The organism is Saccharopolyspora erythraea NRRL 2338, assembly GCF_000062885.1.
GTDB lineage: Bacteria > Actinomycetota > Actinomycetes > Mycobacteriales > Pseudonocardiaceae > Saccharopolyspora_D > Saccharopolyspora_D erythraea.
On sequence record NC_009142.1, the window covers coordinates 5,291,500 to 5,314,879 of the forward strand.

Sequence of the window (23,380 nt, forward strand, 5' to 3'; positions counted from 1 at the left end):
TCAACCGGCCAGGGCCCGCGCCAGGCGTAGCGTCTGCCACGAACCACTCCGCCGCGCCCCGTGAGCGACACCTCGCCGGAGGAGTCAGCGCATCTTCCGCCGGCGGCTCTCCGGCCGCCCGACCAAAGGAAAAGCGACCATGAGCCCTCGCCCCGTCGTCACCTTCGACTGCTACCGCACCCTGGTCGACTTCGACCTCAACCGCGAGACGCTGCCCATCGTCCGCGACCGCCTCGACGAGGTCGGCGTCGACCACGAGGTCTTCCTCGACAACCTGCGCGTCATGCGCTTCCAGGGCGTCGTCCAGCCCTACCGGCGCTACCGCGACATCCTCCGGGACTCCCTGGAGAACTGCATGCTGCTGCATGGAATCGAATACCGCGACGAGGACTACGACCGCCTGATCGCCGCCGCCGAGAAGTTTCCCGCATTCCCGGAAGTGCCCGACGCGCTGCGCACGCTCAAGAAGCACTACGACATCGCGATCCTGACCAACAGCGACGACGACCTGATCCCCCACCACCTCGAGGCCATCGGGGTGCCGTTCGACCACGTCGTCACCGCCGAGCAGGCCCGCGCCTACAAGCCGCGGCGCCAGGCCTTCGAGAAGCTGTTCTCGGTGCTCCCGCAGACCCGCGACCAGATCACCCACGTCGCCCAGGGCTGGGACTACGACATCATGCCCACCAAGGCCCTCGGCATCCACCGCCGCGTCTGGGTCAACCGCTACGGCTTCAAAGGCAGCGACCACTACCAGCCCTACGACGAGATCCGCGACCTGTCCGAGCTCCCCCCGCTGCTGGGGCTGTGACGCCGGCATGAGTTCCGCGACAGGCACCGGCCTGGTCAACGGCAACGTGTCCTTCTGGTTCGACGCCCTGGGCGGCCGCCCCACACCTCGACCCCCGCTGCCAGGTGACATCAGCGCCGACATCTGCATCGTCGGCGGCGGCCTGACCGGACTGTGGACCGCCTACTACCTGAAGAAGTCCGATCCCTCGCTCGACATCGCCATCGTGGAGCGCGAGTTCACCGGGTTCGGTGCTTCCGGCCGCAACGGCGGCTGGGCATCGGGACTGATCGCCGGATCACGCGAGCGGTTCGCGAAGCTCTACGGCACCGAGTCGGTCAGGTCCCAGCAGCGGCTGATGAACGAGGCGGTCGACGAGTTCGTCGCCGTGGCGCGGACCGAAGGCATCGAGGCCGACATCATCAAAGGCGGCACGATCCGCATCGCCTCCTCCGCACCCCAAGCGCGACGGCTGCGGGCCGGAGTCGAGGACGACCACCACTGGGGCGTGCTCGACTCCCGCATCCTCGAACGCGACGAACTGCGGGAACGCATCAACATCCCCGACACCGCGCTCGCCGCCTACACCCCGCACTGCGCCCGCATCCAACCCGCGCGCTATGTGCGCGGACTGGGCGATGTCGTCGAATCGCTCGGCGTGCGCATCTACGAATCGACCACCGCGACCCGGATCGAGCCACACCTCGCCCACACCGACCGCGGCGTCGTCCGGGCACCGGTCATCCTGCGAGCGACCGAGGGCTACACCGCCTCCCTGGCCGGCCAACGGCGAACCCTGCTGCCGATGAACAGCTCCATGATCGTCACCGAACCGCTGCCAAAGCAGGTCTGGGACCAGATCGGCTGGAGCCGCGGCGAAACCCTCGGCGACAAGTGCTACTCCCACATGTACGGCCAACGCACCGCCGACGACCGGATCGCCATCGGCGGCAGAGGCATCCCCTACCGGTACGCATCGGCCACCGACCGCGACGGAGCCACCCAGCAAGCCACCATCCGCTCCCTCACCGGCATCCTGCACCGCAGATTCCCCGTCACCCGCGACCACCGCCTCACACACGCCTGGTGCGGCGTGCTCGGAGTGCCCCGCGACTGGTGCTCCAGCGCCGCCTACGACCCCCGCACCGGACTCGGCCACGCAGGCGGCTACGTGGGCCAAGGCGTCACCACCACCAACCTCGCCGGACGCACCCTGCGAGACCTCGTGCTCGGCCACGACACCGAACTCACCCGGCTGCCCTGGGTAGGACACACCACCCGCCGATGGGAGTTCGAACCCCTGCGCTGGCTCGGCGTCCGATCCATGTACCTCGCCTACGGCTGGGCCGACCACCACGAACTCACGAGCGGACGTCAGTCGCGCCTGGCGGAACTCGCCGACCTCATCACCCGCCGCCCGTGAAAGGTCCCCATCCCCGGAGGAAGTCCACGAGCGTCGCGGTGAGGTCGGCGGGATTGTCTTCCTGCACGAGGTGGCCTGCGCGCGGGACGGGGTGGAACGTCGCTTCGGGGATGCGGGCGGCGAGTTCTCGTCCGCGCGCTTCGGGCATCCAGGTGTCGTCCTGCCCCCAGCAGATCTTGACCGGTATCCCGATCCGCTCGTACCGGCCCTGGATCTCGTCGATGAACGAGGGATCGTTCGTGCGCTGCCCGAGCTGGCGGTAGAACGCCGCCTGGCCGGGCTCGTCCATCCAGGGGGCCGCCAGGGCGTCGAGCGTTGCCGGATGCAGCCCGCGGCTGCTCGCGCTGTTCACGTACTCGCGCAGCAGCGCCTGGTGCACCCGCAACGGCAGGCCGGCGAAGACGTCCGCGTGCCCACCCACGACTTCGAAGAAAGCGCTGCCCCACGGTCCGAGCGCGACGGCGTCGACCAGCGCGAGCCTGCGGTACCGGGCGTTGTGCAGCAGATGCGCGCCCAGGGCGATCGCCCCACCGGAGTCGTGCGCGACCACCAGCGGTTCCGCCAGGCCCCAGTGGTCCAGGAGCTCGGCGAAGACGCTCGTGATCGCGCCGAGCGACAGGTCCTGCGCTTCCGACATCTCGGAGACTCCGTAGCCGGGCATGTCCCAGACGTGGACGCGGTACCGGTGCGCGAGCGTCGCGGCGATGTCCCGCCAGATGTAGGAGGAGAACGGCGTGCCGTGGAGCAGAACGAGCGGTTCGGCATCCGGAGCGCCCAGCTTCTCCCAGCGCACCTCGCCGAGACCCGACGAGTAGGCGGCGGTCAGCTGCCAATCGTCCATGTGCTTCCTCCCGGCGCGCTGACGAACCGGCTCGGACCCACCACGGTAGCCGCCTCGCCCGACTTCGCACGCCACGGCACAGGAACACAGGTTCGATCCTTCAACAGTCATCCACAGTGGACCCGCGCTCCGGCTGGCCGCGCCCGCGAACCGCCACCGCTTAGCCAGGTCCGCCGGTGCGCCGGTAGCGTCGTGAAATGACCTCCGCACCACCCCGACCACTCCTGCCTGGGACGCCGGCCCGCGCACGGAGGTCGCCTTGAACGACTGGATGCTCGGCGACCTCGCCGGTCTGGCGTCGCCGTGGGCCTACGTCGTCGTCGGAGTGCTGGCGGCGGGCGAGGCCGTCTTCGCCGGGCTGCTGCTGCCCGGCGAGCTCGCCCTGCTGCTCGGCGGCTTCCTCGCCTTCACCGGCCACGTGTCGCTGCCGCTGATGGTGCTCGTGGCGACCGCCGCGGCGCTCGCGGGGCCGCTGCTGGGCTACGAGGTGGGCCGCTGGATCGGCCCGGCGCTGCGCCGCGGATGGATCGGGCGCCGCATCGGCGCCGCGAGGTGGGAGAAGGTGGAAACCGCCCTGACACGCTACGGCGGCCGGGCACTGCTGTTCGGCAGGTTCGTCTCGGTGCTGCGGTCGCTGCTGCCGTTCGTCGCGGGCGCGAGCCGCATGCCGTATCGGACCTTCCTGCTCTACACCGTCGTCGGCGGCCTCGTCTGGGGACCGGGGTTCGTCCTGCTCGGGTACGCGGCCGGGCACTCCTACCAGGCCGTCGCCCACCTCGCCGGTTCCGCCGGGCTGGTGCTGCTGGTCCTGCTGGCCATGGTCGTCGCGGTCGTCGCGGCAGCCCGGTGGGCCGGTACCCACCGCGACCGCATCCGGGTGGTCACCGCCTCCGCGCTGGAGCTGCCGTGGGTGCGCGCGGTGCGGTTCCGCTTCCGGCGCCAGCTCGCCTTCCTGGCGCGGCGGCTGCACCCCGGTGGCGCCCTCGGGCTGTCCCTGACGCTCGGGCTGCTGCTCATCGTCGGCTGCGGCTGGGCCTTCGGCAAGATCACCGAGGACGTGCTCGGGCACGAGGAGCTGGCCGCCGACGACAGCCCGCTGTCCCATTGGCTCGTCGCGCACCGCACCGGCTGGCTGACGGTCGCCATGCAGGTGGTCACCGCGCTGGGCAGCGCGTGGATCGCGGTGCCCGCGACCGCGCTGGCCGCCGCCCTGCTGACCGCGCGCGGGCACCGGCGCCGGGCGGTCACCACCGCGCTGGGAACGGTGGCCGGCGCCGCCGTGCTGGTCAACGCGATCAAGCTGCTCATCGGCCGCGACCGGCCCGACCTCGCGCTGATGCTGGTGGAGACCGGCAGCTACTCGTTCCCCTCCGGGCACGCCGCCCAGTCCGCGGCGGCCTGCGCCACAATCGCCTACTTCGCGGCCGCGCGCCGGCCGCAGTGGGGGCACCAGGTCACCGCCTGGGCCGCGGCGGTCCTGCTCGCGCTGCTGGTGGGCTTCTCCCGGATCTACCTCGGTGCGCACTGGTTCACCGACGTCCTCGGCGGCTACGCGCTGGGCCTGGCCTGGACCGCCACCGTCATCACCACCACCGCCACCCTGCACCGCCTGCGCCGCGAGAAGGCCGTCACCGACGCCTAGAATCGGCTCGCGACGCTGAGGAGGCCCCGTGGTGGAGCATGCGCGGCGGTTCCGGTGGCGCGACCGCGTCCCGGGCGCGGCCGCGGGGCTCGTGTTCGCGATCGCCCTGCTGTGCTCGTTCGCGGCCGTCGGCCTGGTGCTGCACGGCCACGTCCAGCCGGTGCGCCGGTTCGTCGACGACGTCGTCTTCCCCGCCCCGCCCAACCTCGCCTACGGGGCCTTCCTGGTGGTGCTCGCGGCGGCGCTGAAGCGGCGCAAGTGGGTCGCGCACCGGATTCTCGCGGCGATCGTGCTGCTCCAGCTGCTCGTGGACCTGGCGGTGCTGTTGGCCGCGGGCGGCGAGGGTTCGCTGTGGATCGACGAGATGGGCACGTTGCGGCAGGTGCCGGTCAGCCCGTGGCCGTTCGGGGTGAACGTCGCGGTGAGCCTCGCCGCGCTGACGCTGCTGGTGTGGGCGCGGGGCGAGTTCTACGGGCGCACCGGCACCGGCAGCGTCCGCCGCGCGGCGGCCACCTTCTGCGGACTCGTCGCGGCGTCCGTGGCGCTGGGCTTCGGCCTGGTGACGGTGTTCCCCGGTTCGCTGGACGACCCGCGGGAACGCCTGACCTGGACGGTGGAGCGGGTGCTGGGCGGCGCGGTGGTCTTCGACGTCACCCGCGTCGGCCACGCCCCGGGCTGGGTCAACCTGCTGCTCGGGCTGTTCGGCAGCGCCGCGCTGTTCGCGACGCTGTTCGTCCTCTTCGCCGCCCAGCGGGTGGCCGCGGCGCTGACGCCCGAGCAGGAGCAGCGGATCCGGCAGCTGCTGGACGACCGCGACGGCGACTCGCTGGGCTACTTCGCCACCAGGCGCGACCGGTCGGCGCTGTTCTCGGCCAGCGGCAAGGCGGCGATCAGCTACCGTCCGGTCGCCGGGGTGTGCCTGGCGGGCGGCGACCCGGTCGGCGACCGCGAGGCGTGGGCCCCGGCGATCCAGGACTGGCTGGCGATGTGCCGGGAGTACACCTGGATGCCCGCGGCGATGGGGCTCAGCGAGCCCGCTGCCGCCGCGTTCGCCCGGGCCGGGCTGAAGGTGCTGCAACTTGGCGACGAGGCGGTGCTGCACACCGCCGAGTTCGGCCTGGCGGGCCGGGACATGCGACCGGTGCGGCAGGCGGTCAACCGGGTCCACCGCGCCGGGTACCGCACGCGCGTCAGGCGGCATCGGGACGTGCCTGGAGCCGAGATGCGCGAGATCGTCGAACTGGTCGACCGGTGGCGCACCAGCGGCACCGAGCGCGGCTTCTCGATGGCGCTGGGCAGGCTCGGCGACCCGCAGGACGGCGACTGCGTGCTCGTGGAGGCCGTCGGACCGGACGGACGGCGGCACGCCCTGCTGTCGCTGGTCCCGTGGGGCCGCGACGGTCTGTCGCTGGACCTGATGCGCCGCGATCCGGACGCCGACAACGGGCTGGTCGAGCTGATGGTCTCGGGCCTGATGCGCACGGCGCCGGTACTCGGTGTGACGCGGGTGTCGCTGAACTTCGCGGTGTTCCGCTCGGCGTTCGAGGAAGGCGCGCGGCTGGGCGCGGGCCCGGTGCTGCGGGCTTGGCGGGGACTGCTGCTGTTGCTGTCGCGCTGGTGGCAGCTGGAGTCGCTGTACCGGTCGAACGTGAAGTACCAGCCGCACTGGTATCCCCGCTACATCGCCTTCGCCGAGCACCGCGAGCTCGCCCGCGTGGGCCTGGCCTCGGCCATCGCCGAGGGCTTCGTACCCGCCTTCGGCCACCGCCGGGCGATGACGGTGTCCGGCGCGCGGCCCGAGGCCTCGGCGACGGCGCCGACCGCACCGCAGCCGACCGCCGAACCGGAGCAGCAGCAGGTGCGGCGGCGCAAGCTCGCCGAGCTCCGCGAGGCAGGCGTCGACCCGTACCCGCCCGAGGTGCCCCGCACGCAACCGTGCCGCGCGGTGGCCGAGCACCACGGTGGGCTGGAGCCCGGAACCCGCACCGGCGAGACCACGTCGGTGGCCGGCCGGGTGATGCGCCTGCGAGACCACGGCGGCCTGTGCTTCGCGACCGTGCGCGACTGGTCCGGCGACCTCCAGGTGCTGCTCACCGCCGACGACAGCGGCCACGACCTGCTGGTGGCCTGGCGCGGCGAGGTCGACCTCGGCGACCAGGTGTCGGTGACCGGAGAGGTGGTGACCTCCGACCGCGGCGAGCTGACGGTGCTGGCCAAGAGCTGGACCCTGGCGGGCAAGTGCCTGCACCCGCTGCCCGACAAGCACCGCGGTCTGTCCGATCCGCACTCGCGCGTCCGCGCCCGCCACCTCGACCTGATCACGCGGCCGGAGGCGCGCTCCGTGCTGCGGGCGCGCAGCGCGGCCACCCACGCGCTGCGGGACGTGCTCGTGCGGTCCGACTTCGTCGAGGTCGAGACGCCGGTGCTGCAACCGGTCCGCGGCGGGGCGAACGCGCGGCCGTTCAGCACCCACATCAACGCCTACGACCTGCGCCTGTACCTGCGGATCGCCCCGGAGCTCTACCTCAAACGGCTCTGCGTCGGCGGCGTCGAGCGGCTGTTCGAGATCGGCCGGGCGTTCCGCAACGAAGGCGTGTCGCACAAGCACAACCCGGAGTTCACGATGCTGGAGGCCTACCAGGCGTTCGGCGACTACACCACGATGCGCGAGCTGTGCCGGGAGCTGGTGGTGGCCGCCGCGGTCGCCGCGACCGGTTCGACCGTCGTGACCGGCCGCGACCGGCTCGGCCGCGATGTCGCGACCGACCTCGCGGACGACTGGCCGGTGATCGGCGTGCACGAGGCGGTGTCGGCCGCGACCGGCGAGGAGGTCACCGCGGACACACCCGTGCGACGGCTCCGGCGCCTCTGCGACGACAACGGCATCGCGCACCTGCGGGACTGGGGACGCGGGGCGGTGCTGCTGGAGCTCTACGAGCGGTTGGTGGAGGCCGAGACCACCGGGCCGACCTTCTACCGCGACTTCCCGGCCGAGGTCTCGCCGCTGGCCCGCCCGCACCGCCACGACGCCAGGCTTGCCGAGCGCTGGGACCTGGTCGCCTTCGGTACCGAGCTCGGCACCGGCTACTCGGAGCTGACAGACCCGGTGGAGCAGCGGCGGCGGCTGGCCGACCAGGCCCGGCTCGCCGCCGAGGGCGACGCCGAGGCCATGGACGTCGACGAGGACTTCCTCACCGCGCTGGAGTACGCCATGCCGCCCACCGGCGGCCTCGGGCTCGGCGTCGACCGCCTGGTCATGCTGCTCACCGGCCGCTCCATCCGCGACACGCTCGCCTTCCCGCTGGTCAAGCCGCAACGCGCGACCTGAACGGCACACCCACCGCAGCGGCGAGGCCGCCGCGATGCCGCGTCCGGCCCAAGTCCGGTGTGCGGATCCGCAATGGATGGACGCGAGGCCGAGCAGGCGGTGGCCCGTGCAGATTCGGTCAATCGGCCGATGTGACGGAACCTCCTGGCTCTCGGCGCGTCTCACGGTCTGCAAGGCATCAGCAGAACAAGGGGGCACTCGTCATGTCTTTCCACAGCAAGCTCGCCGTCGCCACCGGCTCGGTCGTGTTGTCCGCGCTCGTGCTGACCGGGTGCTCGGCGGGTGCGCAGCCGGCCGTGCCCGCTCCCGGACAGGCCAACGGGAACCAGGCGTCGCCCGGTGTCGGCGGCGCGGCCGGGGAGAGCAGCGAAGTCGCTGAGAGCAGCGCTGAGGCCACTGGAACCGGCAGGAGCGGCGAGGTCCGCGAGAGCGGCCAGGTGATCAACAACAAGCCGGGCGAGATCGACATCCGAGGCGGCCTGCACGGCCCCGAGGAGCGAGTGGTCTTCGACCTGAGCACGCTGCCGGAGCTGTCGGGCGGCATCAGGCTGATGAAGCACGAGCTCAACGAGGAGGCCCCGGTCTGGGGCGGCTCCGCCGAACCGGTCGAGGGCATGGAGGGCAAAGCCTTCCTGCACGTCCACGTGGAGGCCGCCGACGCCGCCCGGACCACCGCGGGCCCCGAGTCGTTCGACCTGCCGACCGCCAAGAGCGCCGTCGTCAACGACAACTCCCACGGCACCGCCGAGATGACCGTCGGCCTCGACGCCGGCGTGGACTACGAGGTGCTGGTCGAGGGCGAGAAGGTGATCATCAACATGAGCCGTGGACCGCTGGGCCGGTGATCTGACCTCGATCCCGCGATCGCCGACGGTGGCAGCGGACAAACCGGTGCCACCGTCGGCAGGTGTTCCCGTCGAGGAGCATCGCCGTCCGACGCAGGATCGGCCGACCCGCATTCCCGCCTCGGACGACAAAAGCGTTGCCACGCGCCGCGTGTTCCGGCTAGGTTGCGTGAGCCCTACGACAACGAGGAGGTGAGCGCCGTGATCACGACATCCGCGCGCTCCCGCCTCGGCACGAGGGCACCGAGGTCCTGACCGGGAGCGCTCTCCCGGAAGGAAACCCGTGACCCGTCTGGTCATCCGGCCCCTCGTCGCCGACGAAGGGCCGCTCTTCGAATCACTGCCCGAAGCCGGGCTGCTCGGCCCAGCTTCCCCGATCCACACCTACGACGTTCTGGTCGCCGCCGGCGAATACCGTCCGGAATGGACCTGGGTGGCGCTGCGCGAGGGCGCCGTGGTCGCCCGTGCCGCCTGGCGGGGAGGCACTGGACTCGATGTCCCGTTCGTCCTGGACGCCCTGGACTTCACCGACTTCGACGCTGCCGTGCAACTCCTGCGCACCGCACCGCTGCGCACCGAGTACACCCTCGTCCTGCCACCCGACTGGCGCGACGTTCCGGCGGTGAAGGAGGCCGCGGACGCCCGGATCGCCGCCGCTACCGCGGCCGGACTCCGGTTCCTCGTCGAACGCCACCGCTACCGCTGGACCCCGGACCACGGCCTCCCGCCCCGCCCCGGCCGGCTGGAGTTCCGCCCGGAATCCGACGACGAGGTCTTCCTCGCGGCTTTCCGGCGCGTGCACGAAGGCACGCTCGACGCCCACGCCCGCCGCGCCACCGACGAGTCCGGGCTGGACGCCGCCGCCCGCGAGGACCTGGATCTCATGCTGGGCATGCCCAGTCCGCGTTCCTGGTGGCGGTTGGCCTTCACCGGTGACGGCGAGCTCGCCGGGCTGAGCATCCCCGGCCGCAACCAGCGCGACCCAATCATCGGTTACATCGGCGTGCTGCCCGAGCAGCGCGGCCACGGCTACGCCTACGACCTGCTGGTGGAGGCCACGCACCTGCTCGTCGCCGAGGGCGCCGACCGGATCGCGGCCGCCACCGACACCACGAACCGCCCGATGGCCGCCGCCTTCGCCCGGGCCGGGTATCCGGTCACCGAGCACCGGATCGACTTCGTGTGACGGTCGGGTCCGGATAGGTCTCGCCGCGCGGAGTGGCATGCCGGAACGGCCAGTCAATCGCGCGCGGCGGAGGCGGCGTCACCGAGCACAGCGGTGGCGCCGCCTTCTGGTGCATCGAGGTACGTCTGCCGCGCACCGGTCGGGCCTCACGCCGGCGCGTGGCGGGCGGCGGGCGGCGGGCGGCGGGCTCACCGGTGTCGAATCAGTAGCGGTGGATCTTGCGGTACGTGCCGCGCAGCGCCCCGGCGCGGTCGAAGACCCACGCGGTGTTGTGGAGCGCACCGTTGCCGTCCGGCTCGACGATGGTCCCGCGTGCAACCACACCTGCGGATCTGACAGCCTCCGACATCATCCGCGCGGTGGGGCCGTCCACGCGTTCGGCGCCTTCGATCGGGGCCGGTGTGCCGAAAATGATGTCCAGGCGCCGCAAGAGATTTCCCGCCTGTTCCTCCGCGCCACGTGGACGCTCATCCAGACATGGCGGGCCAGGGCGACCTCGGAGCAGCCCGGCGACGGCCTACCGAACGCGTGCGCCGGTGATGAAGAACCCTTCGCCCACCGGTCGCGCGAACTCCGGCAGCAGGTCGTCGAAGCGCTCGCCCCGCCGGAACCCGCCGGCGGCGAGGATCGCCTGCGCGCGCTGCGGGGTCAGCCCCTTCCAGTTCGGCGTAGCCCGGCCGATGCGGACGTAGTCGCGCAGGAGCCTCCAGGCGAACCCGTGGTCGCCACCCGGTCGCAGCGACGCGAGCAGCCGCCTGCCGTCGCCGCGCCAGGTGTGCCAGGTGCTGTCGGCGATCAGCACCGCGCCACCCGGCCGGAGCACTCGGCTCCACGCGGCAGTGGCCCGCACGGGTGCGGGCAGCGTCCAGAGCACGTACCGCGCGGTGACGAGGTCGAAAGTGCTCGCGAGATCTTCGACGTCGTGCGCCCCGCACTCGCGGAAACTCACATCGACGCCGCGGCGCTCGGCTTCCTCCCGCGCATAGCCGAGCATCGTCGCGGAGGGGTCGACCGCGGTGACGCGGTGCCCCAACTCGGCCAGCAGCGTCGAGAGGAACCCCGTGCCCGTGCCGACATCCAGCACATCGAGAGGCCCGGCACCGCCCGGACGCAGGGCGGGCACGATCTTCTCGCACGCCGTGCGCCACGCATCGCGCCGGTCCGCGCTGAAACGCCGGTAGAAGCGGTTGTAGTCGCGGGCCCGCCGGTCCCAGTTCCGCCGCACCGCGTCGAGAGCGCCGTTGACGTCGCCCACCCGTACCAACTCCTTCCAGCCCGATCACCGCATCCGGCACGACCGTATGGCCCGGTGCGCGGTGTGGCTTCGCGGGGTTCCACGGCCGCTGAGCGAAACCGAAGACCGCCGGATGTGACCGGCCTCTCATGATGCGGCTCAGGCGCGTGAACGACGACTTCAGACCGGAGTTGCCGTCCCGCCGATGCACGCATTCCGATGCGACCACCCTTCGGGAGGGCTTGCCAACCGAGAGCGGGTCACTAGCCTGTCGTGTGCTGGTGGTTCGTCCGCCACGGACGCGGCCGAGAGCCGCGACCGCGGCGGTCGAGGCAAGAGGGAACCCGGTGCGAATCCGGGACTGCCCCGCAGCGGTGAGCGGGAACGAACGCCGTCCCCGGTCCGAGGAGACCGGGAACAGCACTGGACCACAGCGTCTGGGAAGCGACGGCCAGTAGGAACACCCGGCCACGACGAGGCCGGGAAGCGCCCGCGAGTCCGAAGACCTGCCACCGGTGCGTGCACACCCGTGCACGCCGATCCGAGGTCTCGAGGGAGGACCTGGCGGATGCCCACCGCGGCTGCCCGACGCTGCCCGCTGGCGCTCCCGCACACCCTCGCCCGGACCTCGGAGCCCATGCCGTCGAGCTCGCGAGGAGAGGGCGTTGACCACCAAGATCGGATCGACCGTACTCGGCTACCCCCGGATCGGACCGAACCGGGAACTCAAGCGCGCGCTGGAAAGCTACTGGGCTTCGCGCAGCGGCGCGGAGGACCTGCGTGAGGTCGCGCGCCGGCTGCGCGTCGACACCTGGCGCACGCTTCAGGACGCGGGGCTGGACTCGGTCCCCGGCAACACGTTCTCGTACTACGACCAGGTGCTCGACACCGCGGTCACCTTCGGTGCGGTGCCCCCGCGCTACACCGAGCTGGGGCTGAACCCGCTGGACACCTACTTCGCCATGGCTCGAGGCGTGGACTCGACGCCGCCGCTGGAGATGACGAAGTGGTTCGACACCAACTACCACTACCTCGTTCCCGAGATCGGCCCGGACACGCGGTTCTCGCTGAGCGACCGGACTCCGGTGCGGCTGTTCCAGGAAGCCGCGGACCTGGGCGTCACCACGCGGCCGGTGCTCGTCGGCCCGCTGACCTTCCTGCTGCTGTCCAAGTCCGCCGAAGGAGCGCCGGAGTCGTTCCACCCGCTGGACAAGCTCGACGAGTTGCTGACCGCATACGCCGAACTGCTCGGTGAGCTCAAGCGGGCCGGGGCCGAGTGGGTTCAACTCGACGAGCCCGCCTTCGCCGCCGACCGCTCGCAGACGGAGCTGGACGCGCTGCGCGCCGCCTACCGCAAGCTCGGTGAGCTGGAGGGCCGGCCGAACCTGCTGGTGGCCGGCTACTTCGGCGACCTCGGCGACGCGCTGGACGTGCTGGCCTCCGCCCCGGTCGATGCGCTCGGCGTCGACCTCGTCGCCGGATCCTCCACTGTGGACAAGCTGCCGACGCTGTCCGGGCTGCGGAACAAGACGCTCGTCGCCGGACTCGTCGACGGCCGCAACATCTGGCGCACCGACCTCGACAAGGCGCTGACCACCGGCGCGACCCTGCTGGGCCTGGCCGGGGAGGTCGCCGTCAGCACCTCGTGCTCGCTGCTGCACGTGCCCTACGACGTCGAGGCCGAGGAGCGGATCGACCCGCAGGTCAAGTCCTGGCTGGCCTTCGCCGTGCAGAAGGTGCGCGAGGTCGTCGTGCTGGGCCGCGCGCTGCGCGAGGGACGCGACGCCGTCGCCGACGAACTCGCCGCAGCCGCCGCGGTCGCCGACCGCGCCAAGGCCGACCGCGTACGCAACAACCACGTCCGGGCCCGGCTGCAATCGCTGCGGCCCGAGCACTCCCGCCGCAGCGACTACGCGCTGCGGCGGGAGGCGCAGGAGAAGTCGCTGCGGCTGCCTCCGCTGCCGACGACGACCATCGGTTCCTTCCCGCAGACCACCGACGTCCGCAAGGCGCGGGCGGAACTGCGCAACGGCACCATCGACGAGGCCGCCTACGAGCAGCGCATGCGCGACGAGATCCAGCGCGTGATCGAACTGCAGGAGGGCCTCGGACTGGACGTGCTGGTGCACGGCGAGCCCGAGCGCAACGACATGGTGCAGTACTTCTCCGAGCTCATGGAGGGATTCGTCAGCACCCACAAGGGCTGGGTGCAGTCCTACGGTTCGCGGTGCGTGCGCCCGCCGATCCTGTTCGGCGACGTCTCCCGCCCGGACCCCATGACCGTCGAGTGGGCCACCTACGCCCAGAAGCTCACCGATAAGCCGGTCAAGGGCATGCTCACCGGCCCGGTGACCATCCTGGCGTGGTCGTTCGTCCGCGACGACCAGCCGCTGGCCGACACAGCCGGGCAGGTCGCGCTGGCCATCCGCGACGAGGTGCGCGACCTCGAGTCGGCGGGCATCCGGGTGGTCCAGGTCGACGAGCCCGCGCTGCGCGAGCTGCTGCCGCTGCGCTCGGTCCGGCACGAGGAGTACCTGGACTGGGCGGTGGAGTCGTTCCGGCTGGCCACCTCCGGGGTCGCCGACTCCACTCAGATCCACACCCACCTGTGCTACTCGGAGTTCGGTGACGTGATCAACGCGATCGTCGCGCTGGACGCCGACGTCACCAGCATCGAGGCGGCCCGCTCCCGCATGGAGGTGCTGGCCGACCTCAACGCGGTCGGCTTCGCCAGGGGCGTCGGTCCCGGCGTGTACGACATCCACTCGCCGCGCGTGCCCGAGACCGAGGAGGTGACGGCCCTCCTGCGCGCCGCGCTGGAGGCCGTTCCGGCCCAGCGGCTGTGGGTCAACCCCGACTGCGGTCTGAAGACCCGGGGCTACACCGAGGTCGAGGCCGCCCTGAAGAACGTGGTCAGCGCGACCGCCGCGGTGCGCCCGACACTGCGCTGACCGCCGGGCCGCGGGCGGTGCCGTCGCGTCGCAGAACCACCGGCACCGCCCGCGGCGCCATCCCTGGTAATCAACGTGGGGTGATCGCGAGAAATGCGGCCGCACCACGAGTGCCCGACGCGGCTGGCGTGCAGTCGCGTCGGGCGGTCGCAAGTGGACGGACCGCTTCTGCGCGGTGGAACCGTCAGCCGCCGATCTGCTGGTCGATCCAGTCGGTGTAGGCGGTCACGTCGGTCCAGATGCCGGGGCCGGTCGCGCACTTCGGGTCGTCGTCCCCGTCGCGGCTGGTGGCTCCGATGAGCTGCCACTCGCCGGGGCGGCCCACGACCTGGGGTCCGCCGGAGTCACCGAAGCAGCCCATCGCGTCGGGCGTGTCGCTGTCGGTGCACAGCTCGGTGCCGCCGTCGAAGTTCGTGCACCGGGCGTCGTCCACGAGCTCGGTGTCCAGTTCCTGGAGCGTGACCGGCAGTTCCGGGCACTGCTGCTCATCGTCGCAAGTCATACCCCAGCCGATGATGCGGGTGGCCGTGCCCGCCGCACCCGGGTCCGGTGCGATCGCGATCGGCTTCTGCTCCACGGCGTGGTCCAGCTTCAGCAGCGCGATGTCCCCGCCGGGGCCCGCGCCGCCGTTGTAGTCGGGGTGGACGATGGCCTGGGTGACCTTGGCCTCGGAGCCGCCGCCGGTGCGGTCCGTGCTGCCGATCCGGGCCGTCATCCCGTCCGGCGCACCGACGCAGTGCGCCGCCGTGACCACCCAGTCGGGCCGGATCAGGCTGCCGCCGCAGCCGTGCTGCCCGCCCTGCTGGAGCGAGACCATGAAGGAGTACTGCTCGGTGGCGTCGTGGCCACCGATGATGAACGGCCGGGTGTCCGCGGTGGCCACCGAACCGGGTAAGACCAGAGCGGCTCCCGCAAGGATCCCACCGACCAGAGACAGCGTTCGTCGTGCGGCGCCAGGCATTCGCGCCCCCTCGTAGATCGACTGCACTTACCGCGTCGACCGTATTCATCCGGAGGTGCCTGGACATCAACCTGATGGACAGGTTCCGATCTTCTTTCGTGCGAGGCTTCTCTGACCGTTCGGCCGATGTGCTCCCGGCCGAACGGCTGCTACTCCCGCCGTCGCGGTCTTTCGGCGACGCGGCGGGATCGACCGCCGCACACGACGTCGCGGTCAGGGCTTCCGGGCGATGGCCCCGTACATGGCGATGTCGGCTTCGGGGATCTGCCGGTAGGTGTCGTCGTCGGGGCGCCACTTGTGCATCTGGACAATGCCGGGGTCGACCAGTTCGAGACCGTCGAAGAAGCGCTCGGTCTGGGAGAGGTCGCGCCAGCGCAGGGTCTCGCCGTGTTCGTGGTAGGTGCGGCGGACCTCGGCGAGCATCTCCGGGGCGAAGTCGTCGGTGGCGACCGTTGCCGCCAGGTGGCTGCCGGAGGGCAGCACGTCGACGATGCGCCGCACGACGTCCAGCGCCTCGTCGTCGTCCTCGATGAAGTGCACCACCGCGATGAGCATCAGCCCGATCGGCCGGTTCGGGTCGAGGGTCTCGCGGAATTCCGGAGAGGACAGGATCGTGTCCGGGTCCCGGAGGTCGGCCTCGACGTAGGCGGTACGGCCCTGCTCACTGCCGGCCATCAGCGCGCGGGCGTGGACCAGCACGATGGGGTCGTTGTCGGTGTAGACGATGCGGGCGTCCGGGCGCACCTCCTGCACGACCTCGTGCAGGTTCGGCGGGGTGGGGATGCCGGTGCCGATGTCGAGGAACTGGTCGATCCCGCACTCGGTGGCCAGGTAGCGGCCCGCGCGATGCATGAACTCGCGGTTGGCGCGCATGTGGACCGGCAGCGCGGGCCAGATCCGCTTGGTGGCCTCGGCCGCGGCCCGGTCTACGGCGTAGTTGTCCTTGCCGCCGAGGATGTAGTCGTAGATCCGCGCACCGTGCGCCCGATCCGTGCCAAGGTCGACGTCGTTCATCGTGCTCCTTCCGACCTCGGCGCCACACGAGCGTTCAAGATCAACATCAATATTGTCGTTCGTCCATCCGCGGGCGTCAAGGAACCGCGGGCCGCGAGGTCAGCGGGACTGCAGGGCGTCCAACGCGATGGCCTGGGCGAGCACGAGTCGGCGGTCCAGGTCCGGATCGTCGATCCGCACCAGGTAGTGGTCCCGGAACCGGGTCTTCTTGTCCACCGCGCCCACCGCACTCGCGTCCTGGACGAAGTCGAAGTGGTACCGCAACGGGAACGGCAGGTCGCCCACCCACGGAAGGGCACCCCAGACCCGGCGGAACACCGCGATGCCCATGCTGCGCTCGCGGACGGTGATCGGCTGCCGGCCGGGCTGCTCGAGCTGCCAGGTGGAGCGCAGGAGGGACTTGCCGAACCTCTTGCCGAAGACGCCAACCGAACCCCCCTCCGGCGTCGTCACGTCGTAGGCGCTGGCCAGGTCGATCACCTTGCGCGCCTGGAATGCCGCGAGCACCGACCGCTTGTTCTCGTCAGCGTAGAGGGTGACGTGTTCCTTGAAGCTCATCCGCTTCTGCTCGACGAAAGCGACGAGCGGACCCGGCGCGCCCGAACCGTCGTCGGCGAAGATGCGATAGCGGTTGACCATCATGGTGATCTTCTGGTGCATGTGGAACAGACGGTGTTGCTGCAAGTCCTGGATCTGCATGGTCACCGAACCCTCACGTGAATCGACGCGGCCTCGCGGATTGCGACGGGGATTCTCGCAGCCGGCTCACCCGGCGGGCAGGCGTGTTCGCAATCGAGTAGCGGACGTCACCCGCACGCAGCGGAGGGCAGGACGCCGTCCAGCCGCTCGTCCACAGTGGTCGCTCTCCGCTCCCTTGCGGACGGTGGACGTCATCGCTGCTCGCGCTGGGCCACCCAGGTCGCGATCTGCAGGCGGGAGGTGAAGCCGAGCTTGACCAGGATGTGCTCGACGTGGGCCTCCGCGGTGCGCTGGGAGATGACCAGGTCGGCCGCGATCTCCTTGTTGGACTTGCCCTCGGCGACGAGCGCGGCGACCTCGCGTTCGCGCCTGGTCAGCGCCAGCTCGCCCTCGGACGCCGTCCCGGCTCGAGCCGGCGCCCGCGCAGCGGAAGTCTCACCCAGGGCGTAAGCCACCGTCCGCTCCTGGTCCATCCGCTCGCCTTCCTGGCGCGCCGAGTCGAAAACGGCGCCCCGGAGCTGCTCGCGGACCCGCGCCTTGGCCGGTTCACGCCAGGAGCACAGCGTTTCGGACCCGAACAGCGGCGAGCCGATCAGGTCCCACCGCTTCCCCAACGCCCCGAAGAGCACGGCCGCCCGGCGCGCGTCCCCCTTCGCCGCCGCCACCCAGGTCAGCACCTCGACGCAGCACGCGATCCCGACCAGATCGTTGAGCTGCTGCTTCTTGCGGAGGGCCGACGACACGTGCTCGGCCGCCTCGTCCGGTTCACCCGCCGCCCACCACACGACGCCGGTGTTCCACTCCGTCCACGACAGCGCCCAGCGCTCACCGAGCGGTTCGCAGACCGCCCGGCACTCGCGCAGGAAGGCCATCGCCCGGTCGACGTCGCCTCGCAGCCCCGCCGTCGACGCCTGCAGCGCGAAGGTGATCAGCCCGGGAGCCGTCCAGCGCCGCGATGCGCGGTGGCGCCGCAGGGCATCGTCGAGCAACGGACCGGCCGCCGCCAGGTTGCCGTCCCACATCTGCGTGTCGCCGAGGAACTGGATCGCGTGGCTCAGCCCGGTCTCCGCTCCCAGGCGCCCGGCGAGGCAGCGGCTCTCCTCCAGCAGGGCCAGCGACGCGTCGCGGTCTCCGTGCAGGTGGGCGACCCACCCGTTGATCCACAGCGCCCGGGCCCGTTCGGCGTTGGGCTCCGCATCCAGGGCCAGGACGCGGTCGAGCCAGTTGCGTCCCTCCCGGACGCAACCGCACGCGACCCAGTAGAACCACAGCGCGGTGGTCATGCGCAGGCCCGTTCGCGCCTCGCCCGGAGTGGTGGCGCAGTGCTCCAGCGCGGCCCAGAAGTTGGCGCGCTCGACGTTGAGGCGCTTGATCCAGCCGGCCTGGTGCGGACCGGTCGACTCGGCGTCGGACTGCTCGGCCACGTGCAGGCAGTGGTCGCGGTGCCGACCCAGCAGCGCCGCCTCACCGCCCGCCTCGGCGAGCCGTTCCCGGCCGTACTGGCGGATCGTCTCCGGCATCCGGTACCGGCTCTGCGCGTGGCTGCCCACCCTGGCCAGGATGGACTTGTCGATCAGCCCGGCGATGCCGGTGAACACGTCCTGGGTCGTCAACCCGTCACCCGCGCACACGTCCTCGGCGGCGTCGAGGTCGAACTCGCCCGCGAAGACCGAGCAACGCGCCCACAGCCGCTGCTCCTGCTCGGTGCACAGGTCGAAGCTCCAGTCGACGGCCGCCCGCAGGCTCCGGTGCCGCGGGGCTACCGTGCGCGGCCCGCTGCTGAGCAGGTCGAACCGGCTCTCCAGCCGGTCGAGGATGTCGGCGACCGACAGCATGCGCACGCGCACGGCGGCGAGCTCGATCGCCAGGGGGACACCGTCCAGCCGCCGGCACAGCCGGGCGACCGCCCGCTCGTTGTCCTCGTCGAGCGAGAACTCCGGCAGCACGGCCGCGGCCCGGTCCTCGAAAAGCCGCATCGCCTCCTGGTCCTTCGCCATCCCCGGGCCGTCTTCCGCAGGAACCCGCAGGGGCGGCACCGGCCAGACCTGCTCCGGGGCGATCCTGAGCGGCTCGCGGCTGGTCGCGAGCACCCGCAGCCGCGGGGCGGCGGTGAGCAGGACGGCGGTCAGCCGGCCGCACGCGTCCAACAGGTGTTCGCAGTTGTCCAGCACGAGCAACAGGTTCCGGCCGGCGAGGTAGTCCACGAGCACCGTTTCCAGGTCTCGCGCGGACCTGTCGTGCAGCCCGATGGCCGCCGCGACGGCGTGCGGCACGAGCGAGGGGTCGTGCACGTCGGCGAGCTCGACGAGGTGCGCGCCGTCCGGGAAGGCCCGCCGCAGCTCGTGCGCCACGTGCAGCGCCAGCCGGGACTTGCCGATGCCGCCGAAGCCGGTCAGCGTGACCAGCCGCGAGTCCGCCAGCGCGCGCCTGAGCCCCGTGGTCGCCTCGCGGCGCCCCACGAAGCTCGTCAGCTCATGAGGAAGACCAGTCACGTCCGGGAGGGCCACCTGCGTCACGACGCACCGCACTCGTCCGCCAACAGCAACCGCACCATCGTTGGCCGGTCCGCGCGGGGCGCTTCCCGCGAAGACTACTGGACGGTATCCATCCGGCTTGGCCACGAGGAGCCCACGGGCGGGCGAGCGGAGCCAGGGCCGAAGGTCCCGAGAAGGGCTACGTACGTAGGTTCCTTGGTATTTCTCCCGTCGTCCTACGGGCCCCTCACGGGCGATCGTGGAAATCACCACCAGACCCCCGACCCAGCCCAGGACACGACTCGCCATGTACGTCCACCCGACACCAGTCACCCCCACCCACGACGGCCTCGGTTTCTCCCCGCACCGCGGCAACGGCCTGCCCCACAGGCACCACGCACCACACGTCTACCGAAACCCCTGCACGCGCACGTGGATCTGCGACTACGAGGGCACCCGCGCCGCTCCCGGACCGGACCGCGCCCGGACCGTGTGCCGGACCCACCTCGACGCCCTCCGCGTCGCCCTGGGCAACGGCTTCGCCCCGTGAGAGTCCTGGCGCGGCCGTAGCGCCCCAAGCGCCTCACCGGTATCCGTTCACCGCACGAGTCACGTTGCCGGTTCCGCGATCGCAGACCGGTCGAAGGTGCCGTCGACGATCAGGCCGCCGTCGACCGGGAGCATCACGCCGGTGATGAATCCGGCCTCCGGCGACACCAGGAAGCCGATGGCCGCGGCGTCAAGGACCGCCCCGCCGACGACGGACGGGTTGCTTCACGCCCGAGCGAGATGCTTCCCGTGACCGGTCCTGCGGACCGACGCGCGGAAACCTCGTTGATCACCGGCTCCCCGAGTGGTGGGGCGATCCCGAGCCCGGAGCGCGTTGGTACGACATCGACCACCCGGCCGTAGTCGAAGCGCGGGAACAGCTCTTTCCCGAGCGACCGAACTACTCGCCGAGTGCCTCGTCGGTGACCGACCACGAGTGGCTGGAGCAGACCCCGGCCGTCCGGCGCTGGCCACCGCCCTGGGCCCGATCATGTACTGCGACCCGCTGAAGGGCATGCGCTTTTCGCACGACGCCGAATCCTCCTGACGGCACCGATCAGAGGGAGACTGCCAGCATGTCGGCCTTGACCAAGGTCCGGCCGCCGTGCCGCCGGATCCGGACGGCGCGCTACTCGCCATCGCCGGCACCGACCGCACGGTGCGGCTGTGGAATGTGGCCGGCCGCAAGCACATCGCCACCGGTGACCGGTCACTCCGACGGCATCTACGACGCGGCCTTCAGCCCGGACGGCAGGATGCCGGCCACCAGAGGCCGCGACGCCTGGGTGGAGATCCGGGCCGTCGCGAGCCAACGGCGGATCGCCGCTTTTCGCGGCCACACCGGGAAAACATCCGCCGAGGCGTCCAGCTCCCCTACCGGCACGATCGCTTGGCAGAGCCTCGCGTCTTGATGTCGCAGAAGCGCGGGAGCGAGGAGTTCGTCGCTGCCCCGCAAGGAACGAGCGAGGACAACCTGCCCCCGTACAGCACCGCCTGGTGAAGCGTGGACTCGCTCGGATTGATGTCTGGGCAGTACAGCATCACGGACATGGGTGCCTCCAGTGCGGAGCAGGCCATCGCCGTGCCCGGCAGCCGTTCGGCAAACCCGACGCCGTAACTCGAACGGGTGAGGTCGTCCTGTGGTCCGGCGCCCCGGAATCGAAAATGCAACCAATTGCAACCCTTGCTCGGCGCACCGCGGATCGGGTCTGCTGAATCCGCCCCGACGTGATCTGGGTTACACGATGGGGATTGGAGGCGACGGTGCACCAGGACCCCTCAGGCGACGGGCTCGTGCCGCCCCCGCGCCCGGCCGGCGAGCTGCCCGTGGTGCCGGGCTCGGCGCTCGGCATCATCGCCAACCCCATGTCCGGGCGGGACATCCGGCGGCTGGTCGCGCACGCCTCGGTCTTCCCCAACGCCGAGAAGACCAACATGGTCCTGCGCCTGGTGGCCGCCGCGGGCGCGCTGGGCGTCGAGCGGGTCCTGGTCTCCACCGACGACTTCGGCGTCGCGGGCGGCGTGCTGCGGGCCGCCCGCAAGCGCACCGGGCAGGACCCCGGCCGCTGGCCGCGGCTGGACTTCTGCGAGCTCGACACCCTCACCGGAACCGCCGAGGACACCCGCAGGCACGTGCGCCGGATGCGCGCGCAGGGCGCGGAGGTGATCATCGTCCTCGGCGGTGACGGCACCGTCCGCGCGGCCGCGTCCGAACTCGGCGACACCGCGCTGCTGCCGCTGAGCACCGGCACCAACAACGCCTTCCCGGAGATGTGGGAGGCGACCGTGGCGGGCAGCGCCGCCGCGCTGGTGGCCACCGGCCGGGCGGACGCGACCCGGCAGGCGAAGGTGCTGCACGTCGAGTGCGGCGACCGGCGCGAGCCCGCCCTGGTCGACGTGTGCGTCTCCACCACCGCGCACGTCGGCGCGCGGGCGCTCTGGCAGGTCGACGAGCTGCGGGAGCTGTACTGCACGTTCGCCGAGCCGCACGCCATCGGGCTCTCCAGCATCGCCGGGCAGCTGCTCCCGACCGCGCGCCACGATCCGGTGGGTGTGGCGATCGAGCTCGCCGGGGGCCGCCCGTCCAGCCAGACCGTGCTCGCCCCGATCGCCCCCGGGCGCATCGTCGCCGTCGAGGTCGCCGACGCCCGCCCGCTGCCGCTCGGGCAGCGGCGGGTCAGCGCCACACCGGCCGGGACCGTCGCCGTCGACGGGGAGCGGGAGCTCGAGTTCGGTCCCGGGACGCCGGTCGCGGTCACCCTCTCCGACCAGGGTCCCCGAGTGGTGGACGTCCGATCGGTGCTGGAGGCCGCCGCGCGGCAGCGGCTGCTGACCCCACCACCGCCGCTCTCGCCGAGGCCGTCATGAGGCCCCGGGCCGAGGCCGTGCCGCGGGAGGGCTGCCCGCGGCGCTTCGCACTGCACATCGCGGGAGGATGATCATGACCGGAACCCTTCGGCCGACCGGCGCGCTGGATGCCACCGCGCTGCTGGACGGCTACCGCACGATGCGCACCATCCGCGAGTTCGAGGAGCGGGTGCACGAGGAGTTCGCCAAGGGCGACATCCCCGGATTCGTGCACCTCTACGCCGGCGAGGAAGCCTCGGCCACCGGCGTCTGCGCCCACCTCGACGACCGGGACACGATCGCCAGCACCCACCGCGGCCACGGCCACTGCATCGCCAAGGGCGTGGACGTCACCGAGATGATGGCCGAGATCTACGGCCGCAGGACCGGCGCGTGCAAGGGCAAGGGCGGCTCGATGCACATCGCCGACCTGAGCAAGGGCATGCTCGGCGCCAACGGGATCGTCGGCGGTGGCCCGCCGCTGATCTGCGGCACCGCGCTGGCCGCCAAGCAGCAGGGCACCCGCGGCGTCGGCGTCGCGTTCTTCGGCGACGGCGCCAGCAACCAGGGCACCACGCTGGAGGCGATGAACCTCGCCTCGGTGTGGAACCTGCCCGCGATCTTCGTCGCCGAGAACAACGGCTACGCCGAGGCCACCGCCGCCACCTGGTCGGTGGCCGCCGACAACATCGCCGACCGGGCGGCGGGTTTCGGGATGCCCGGCGTCATCGTCGACGGCTTCGACTTCTTCGCCGTGCACGAGGCCGCGGGCGAGGCGGTCGAGCGGGCCCGCGACGGCGGCGGGCCGACGCTGATCGAGGTCAAGCTCACCCGCTACTACGGCCACTTCGAGGGCGACCAGCAGACCTACCGCGGCGACGAGGTCGCGCGGGCGCGGGCCGAGCTGGACTGCCTGAAGACCTTCCGCAGCCGGGTGACCAGCGCGGGCCAGCTCACCGACGAACAGCTCGACTCCGTCGACCGCGAGGTCACCGAGCTGATCGACCGGGCCGTGGCCACGGCGCTGGAGGCGCCCAAACCGACCGGCGACGACCTCGAGACCGACGTCTACATCTCCTACTGAGCCCCGGGAGGAC

Annotated in this window: 17 protein-coding genes and 1 riboswitch; of the genes, 10 read left to right on the forward strand and 7 right to left on the reverse strand. The window is 71.6% G+C overall.

Going from position 1 to position 23,380, the window contains the following annotated elements:
* Positions 1-139: 139 nt before the first annotated feature.
* Both SACE_RS22970 and SACE_RS22975 read left to right on the forward strand, forming a co-directional pair.
* Positions 140-811: a haloacid dehalogenase type II gene (locus SACE_RS22970; protein WP_009949841.1), complete on the forward strand. Its 672-nt coding sequence runs from the start codon at positions 140-142 to the stop codon at positions 809-811.
* Between the two features lie 7 nt (positions 812-818).
* Complete coding sequence (locus tag SACE_RS22975; RefSeq protein ID WP_009949840.1) at positions 819-2,213, forward strand: NAD(P)/FAD-dependent oxidoreductase; 1,395 nt, start codon at positions 819-821, stop codon at positions 2,211-2,213.
* Here the strand turns inward: SACE_RS22975 and SACE_RS22980 are convergent.
* Positions 2,197-3,054: an alpha/beta fold hydrolase gene (locus SACE_RS22980; protein WP_009949839.1), complete on the reverse strand. Its 858-nt coding sequence runs from the start codon at positions 3,052-3,054 to the stop codon at positions 2,197-2,199. The genes SACE_RS22975 and SACE_RS22980 overlap by 17 nt on opposite strands.
* 259 nt (positions 3,055-3,313) lie before the next feature.
* Between SACE_RS22980 and SACE_RS22985 the strand changes: the two genes are divergently transcribed.
* The 4 genes from SACE_RS22985 to SACE_RS23000 all read left to right on the forward strand — a co-directional run bounded on the left by SACE_RS22985 (position 3,314) and on the right by SACE_RS23000 (position 10,055).
* Complete coding sequence (locus tag SACE_RS22985; RefSeq protein ID WP_009949838.1) at positions 3,314-4,696, forward strand: bifunctional DedA family/phosphatase PAP2 family protein; 1,383 nt, start codon at positions 3,314-3,316, stop codon at positions 4,694-4,696.
* A gap of 28 nt (positions 4,697-4,724) precedes the next feature.
* Complete coding sequence (gene lysX / locus SACE_RS22990) at positions 4,725-8,024, forward strand: bifunctional lysylphosphatidylglycerol synthetase/lysine--tRNA ligase LysX (RefSeq protein ID WP_009949837.1); 3,300 nt, start codon at positions 4,725-4,727, stop codon at positions 8,022-8,024.
* Between the two features lie 203 nt (positions 8,025-8,227).
* Complete coding sequence (locus tag SACE_RS22995; RefSeq protein ID WP_009949835.1) at positions 8,228-8,869, forward strand: AMIN-like domain-containing (lipo)protein; 642 nt, start codon at positions 8,228-8,230, stop codon at positions 8,867-8,869.
* A gap of 283 nt (positions 8,870-9,152) precedes the next feature.
* A complete protein-coding gene (locus SACE_RS23000) occupies positions 9,153-10,055 on the forward strand; it encodes a GNAT family N-acetyltransferase (RefSeq protein ID WP_009949833.1) in 903 nt (300 codons plus the stop codon).
* A gap of 202 nt (positions 10,056-10,257) precedes the next feature.
* On the opposite strand, the gene SACE_RS23005 is transcribed toward SACE_RS23000, so the two are convergent.
* On the reverse strand, positions 10,258-10,485 hold the full coding sequence (locus SACE_RS23005) for a nitrilase-related carbon-nitrogen hydrolase (RefSeq protein ID WP_009949832.1): 228 nt from the start codon (positions 10,483-10,485) through the stop codon (positions 10,258-10,260).
* 87 nt (positions 10,486-10,572) lie between these two features.
* Positions 10,573-11,310 carry a class I SAM-dependent methyltransferase gene (locus SACE_RS23010; RefSeq protein WP_009949831.1) on the reverse strand — a complete coding sequence of 246 codons (738 nt, stop codon included), beginning with the start codon at positions 11,308-11,310 and terminating at the stop codon, positions 10,573-10,575.
* A 244-nt stretch (positions 11,311-11,554) separates the two neighbouring features.
* Positions 11,555-11,817: riboswitch (cobalamin riboswitch) on the forward strand.
* 137 nt (positions 11,818-11,954) lie between these two features.
* Between SACE_RS23010 and metE the strand changes: the two genes are divergently transcribed.
* Entirely contained in the window at positions 11,955-14,240 is a 2,286-nt protein-coding gene (metE, locus tag SACE_RS23015; protein ID WP_009949830.1) for a 5-methyltetrahydropteroyltriglutamate--homocysteine S-methyltransferase, read from the forward strand.
* 184 nt (positions 14,241-14,424) lie between these two features.
* On the opposite strand, the gene SACE_RS23020 is transcribed toward metE, so the two are convergent.
* The 4 genes from SACE_RS23020 to SACE_RS23035 all read right to left on the reverse strand — a co-directional run bounded on the left by SACE_RS23020 (position 14,425) and on the right by SACE_RS23035 (position 19,406).
* Positions 14,425-15,123, reverse strand: a complete 699-nt coding sequence (locus tag SACE_RS23020; RefSeq protein WP_009949829.1) for a S1 family peptidase — start codon at positions 15,121-15,123, stop codon at positions 14,425-14,427.
* A gap of 291 nt (positions 15,124-15,414) precedes the next feature.
* The gene (locus SACE_RS23025) at positions 15,415-16,215 is read right to left on the reverse strand and encodes an SAM-dependent methyltransferase (protein WP_009949828.1); all 801 of its coding nucleotides are present in this window, start codon (positions 16,213-16,215) and stop codon (positions 15,415-15,417) included.
* 99 nt (positions 16,216-16,314) lie between these two features.
* A complete protein-coding gene (locus SACE_RS23030; protein WP_011874441.1) occupies positions 16,315-16,914 on the reverse strand; it encodes an LURP-one-related family protein in 600 nt (199 codons plus the stop codon).
* Between the two features lie 191 nt (positions 16,915-17,105).
* Positions 17,106-19,406 (reverse strand): ATP-binding protein, encoded by a 2,301-nt coding sequence (locus SACE_RS23035; RefSeq protein ID WP_011874442.1) that lies wholly within the window; start codon positions 19,404-19,406, stop codon positions 17,106-17,108.
* Positions 19,407-19,695: 289 nt separating this feature from the next.
* On the opposite strand from SACE_RS23035, the gene SACE_RS23040 reads away from it, so the two are divergent.
* The 3 genes from SACE_RS23040 to SACE_RS23055 all read left to right on the forward strand — a co-directional run bounded on the left by SACE_RS23040 (position 19,696) and on the right by SACE_RS23055 (position 23,367).
* On the forward strand, positions 19,696-19,938 hold the full coding sequence (locus SACE_RS23040; protein ID WP_009949825.1) for a hypothetical protein: 243 nt from the start codon (positions 19,696-19,698) through the stop codon (positions 19,936-19,938).
* Positions 19,939-21,200: 1,262 nt separating this feature from the next.
* A complete protein-coding gene (locus SACE_RS23050; protein ID WP_011874445.1) occupies positions 21,201-22,304 on the forward strand; it encodes an ATP-NAD kinase family protein in 1,104 nt (367 codons plus the stop codon).
* 73 nt (positions 22,305-22,377) lie between these two features.
* Complete coding sequence (locus SACE_RS23055) at positions 22,378-23,367, forward strand: thiamine pyrophosphate-dependent dehydrogenase E1 component subunit alpha (RefSeq protein ID WP_009949819.1); 990 nt, start codon at positions 22,378-22,380, stop codon at positions 23,365-23,367.
* The last annotated feature ends 13 nt before the right edge of the window (positions 23,368-23,380 follow it).

Coding starts and splice junctions, on each gene's coding strand:
- SACE_RS23030 (WP_011874441.1), bottom strand. CDS start 16,914: ATGCAGATCCAGGACTTGCAGCAACACCGTCTGTTCCACATGCACCAG.
- SACE_RS23055 (WP_009949819.1), top strand. CDS start 22,378: ATGACCGGAACCCTTCGGCCGACCGGCGCGCTGGATGCCACCGCGCTG.
- SACE_RS22980 (WP_009949839.1), bottom strand. CDS start 3,054: ATGGACGATTGGCAGCTGACCGCCGCCTACTCGTCGGGTCTCGGCGAG.
- SACE_RS23025 (WP_009949828.1), bottom strand. CDS start 16,215: ATGAACGACGTCGACCTTGGCACGGATCGGGCGCACGGTGCGCGGATC.
- SACE_RS22970 (WP_009949841.1), top strand. CDS start 140: ATGAGCCCTCGCCCCGTCGTCACCTTCGACTGCTACCGCACCCTGGTC.
- SACE_RS22995 (WP_009949835.1), top strand. CDS start 8,228: ATGTCTTTCCACAGCAAGCTCGCCGTCGCCACCGGCTCGGTCGTGTTG.
- SACE_RS23040 (WP_009949825.1), top strand. CDS start 19,696: ATGTACGTCCACCCGACACCAGTCACCCCCACCCACGACGGCCTCGGT.
- SACE_RS22975 (WP_009949840.1), top strand. CDS start 819: ATGAGTTCCGCGACAGGCACCGGCCTGGTCAACGGCAACGTGTCCTTC.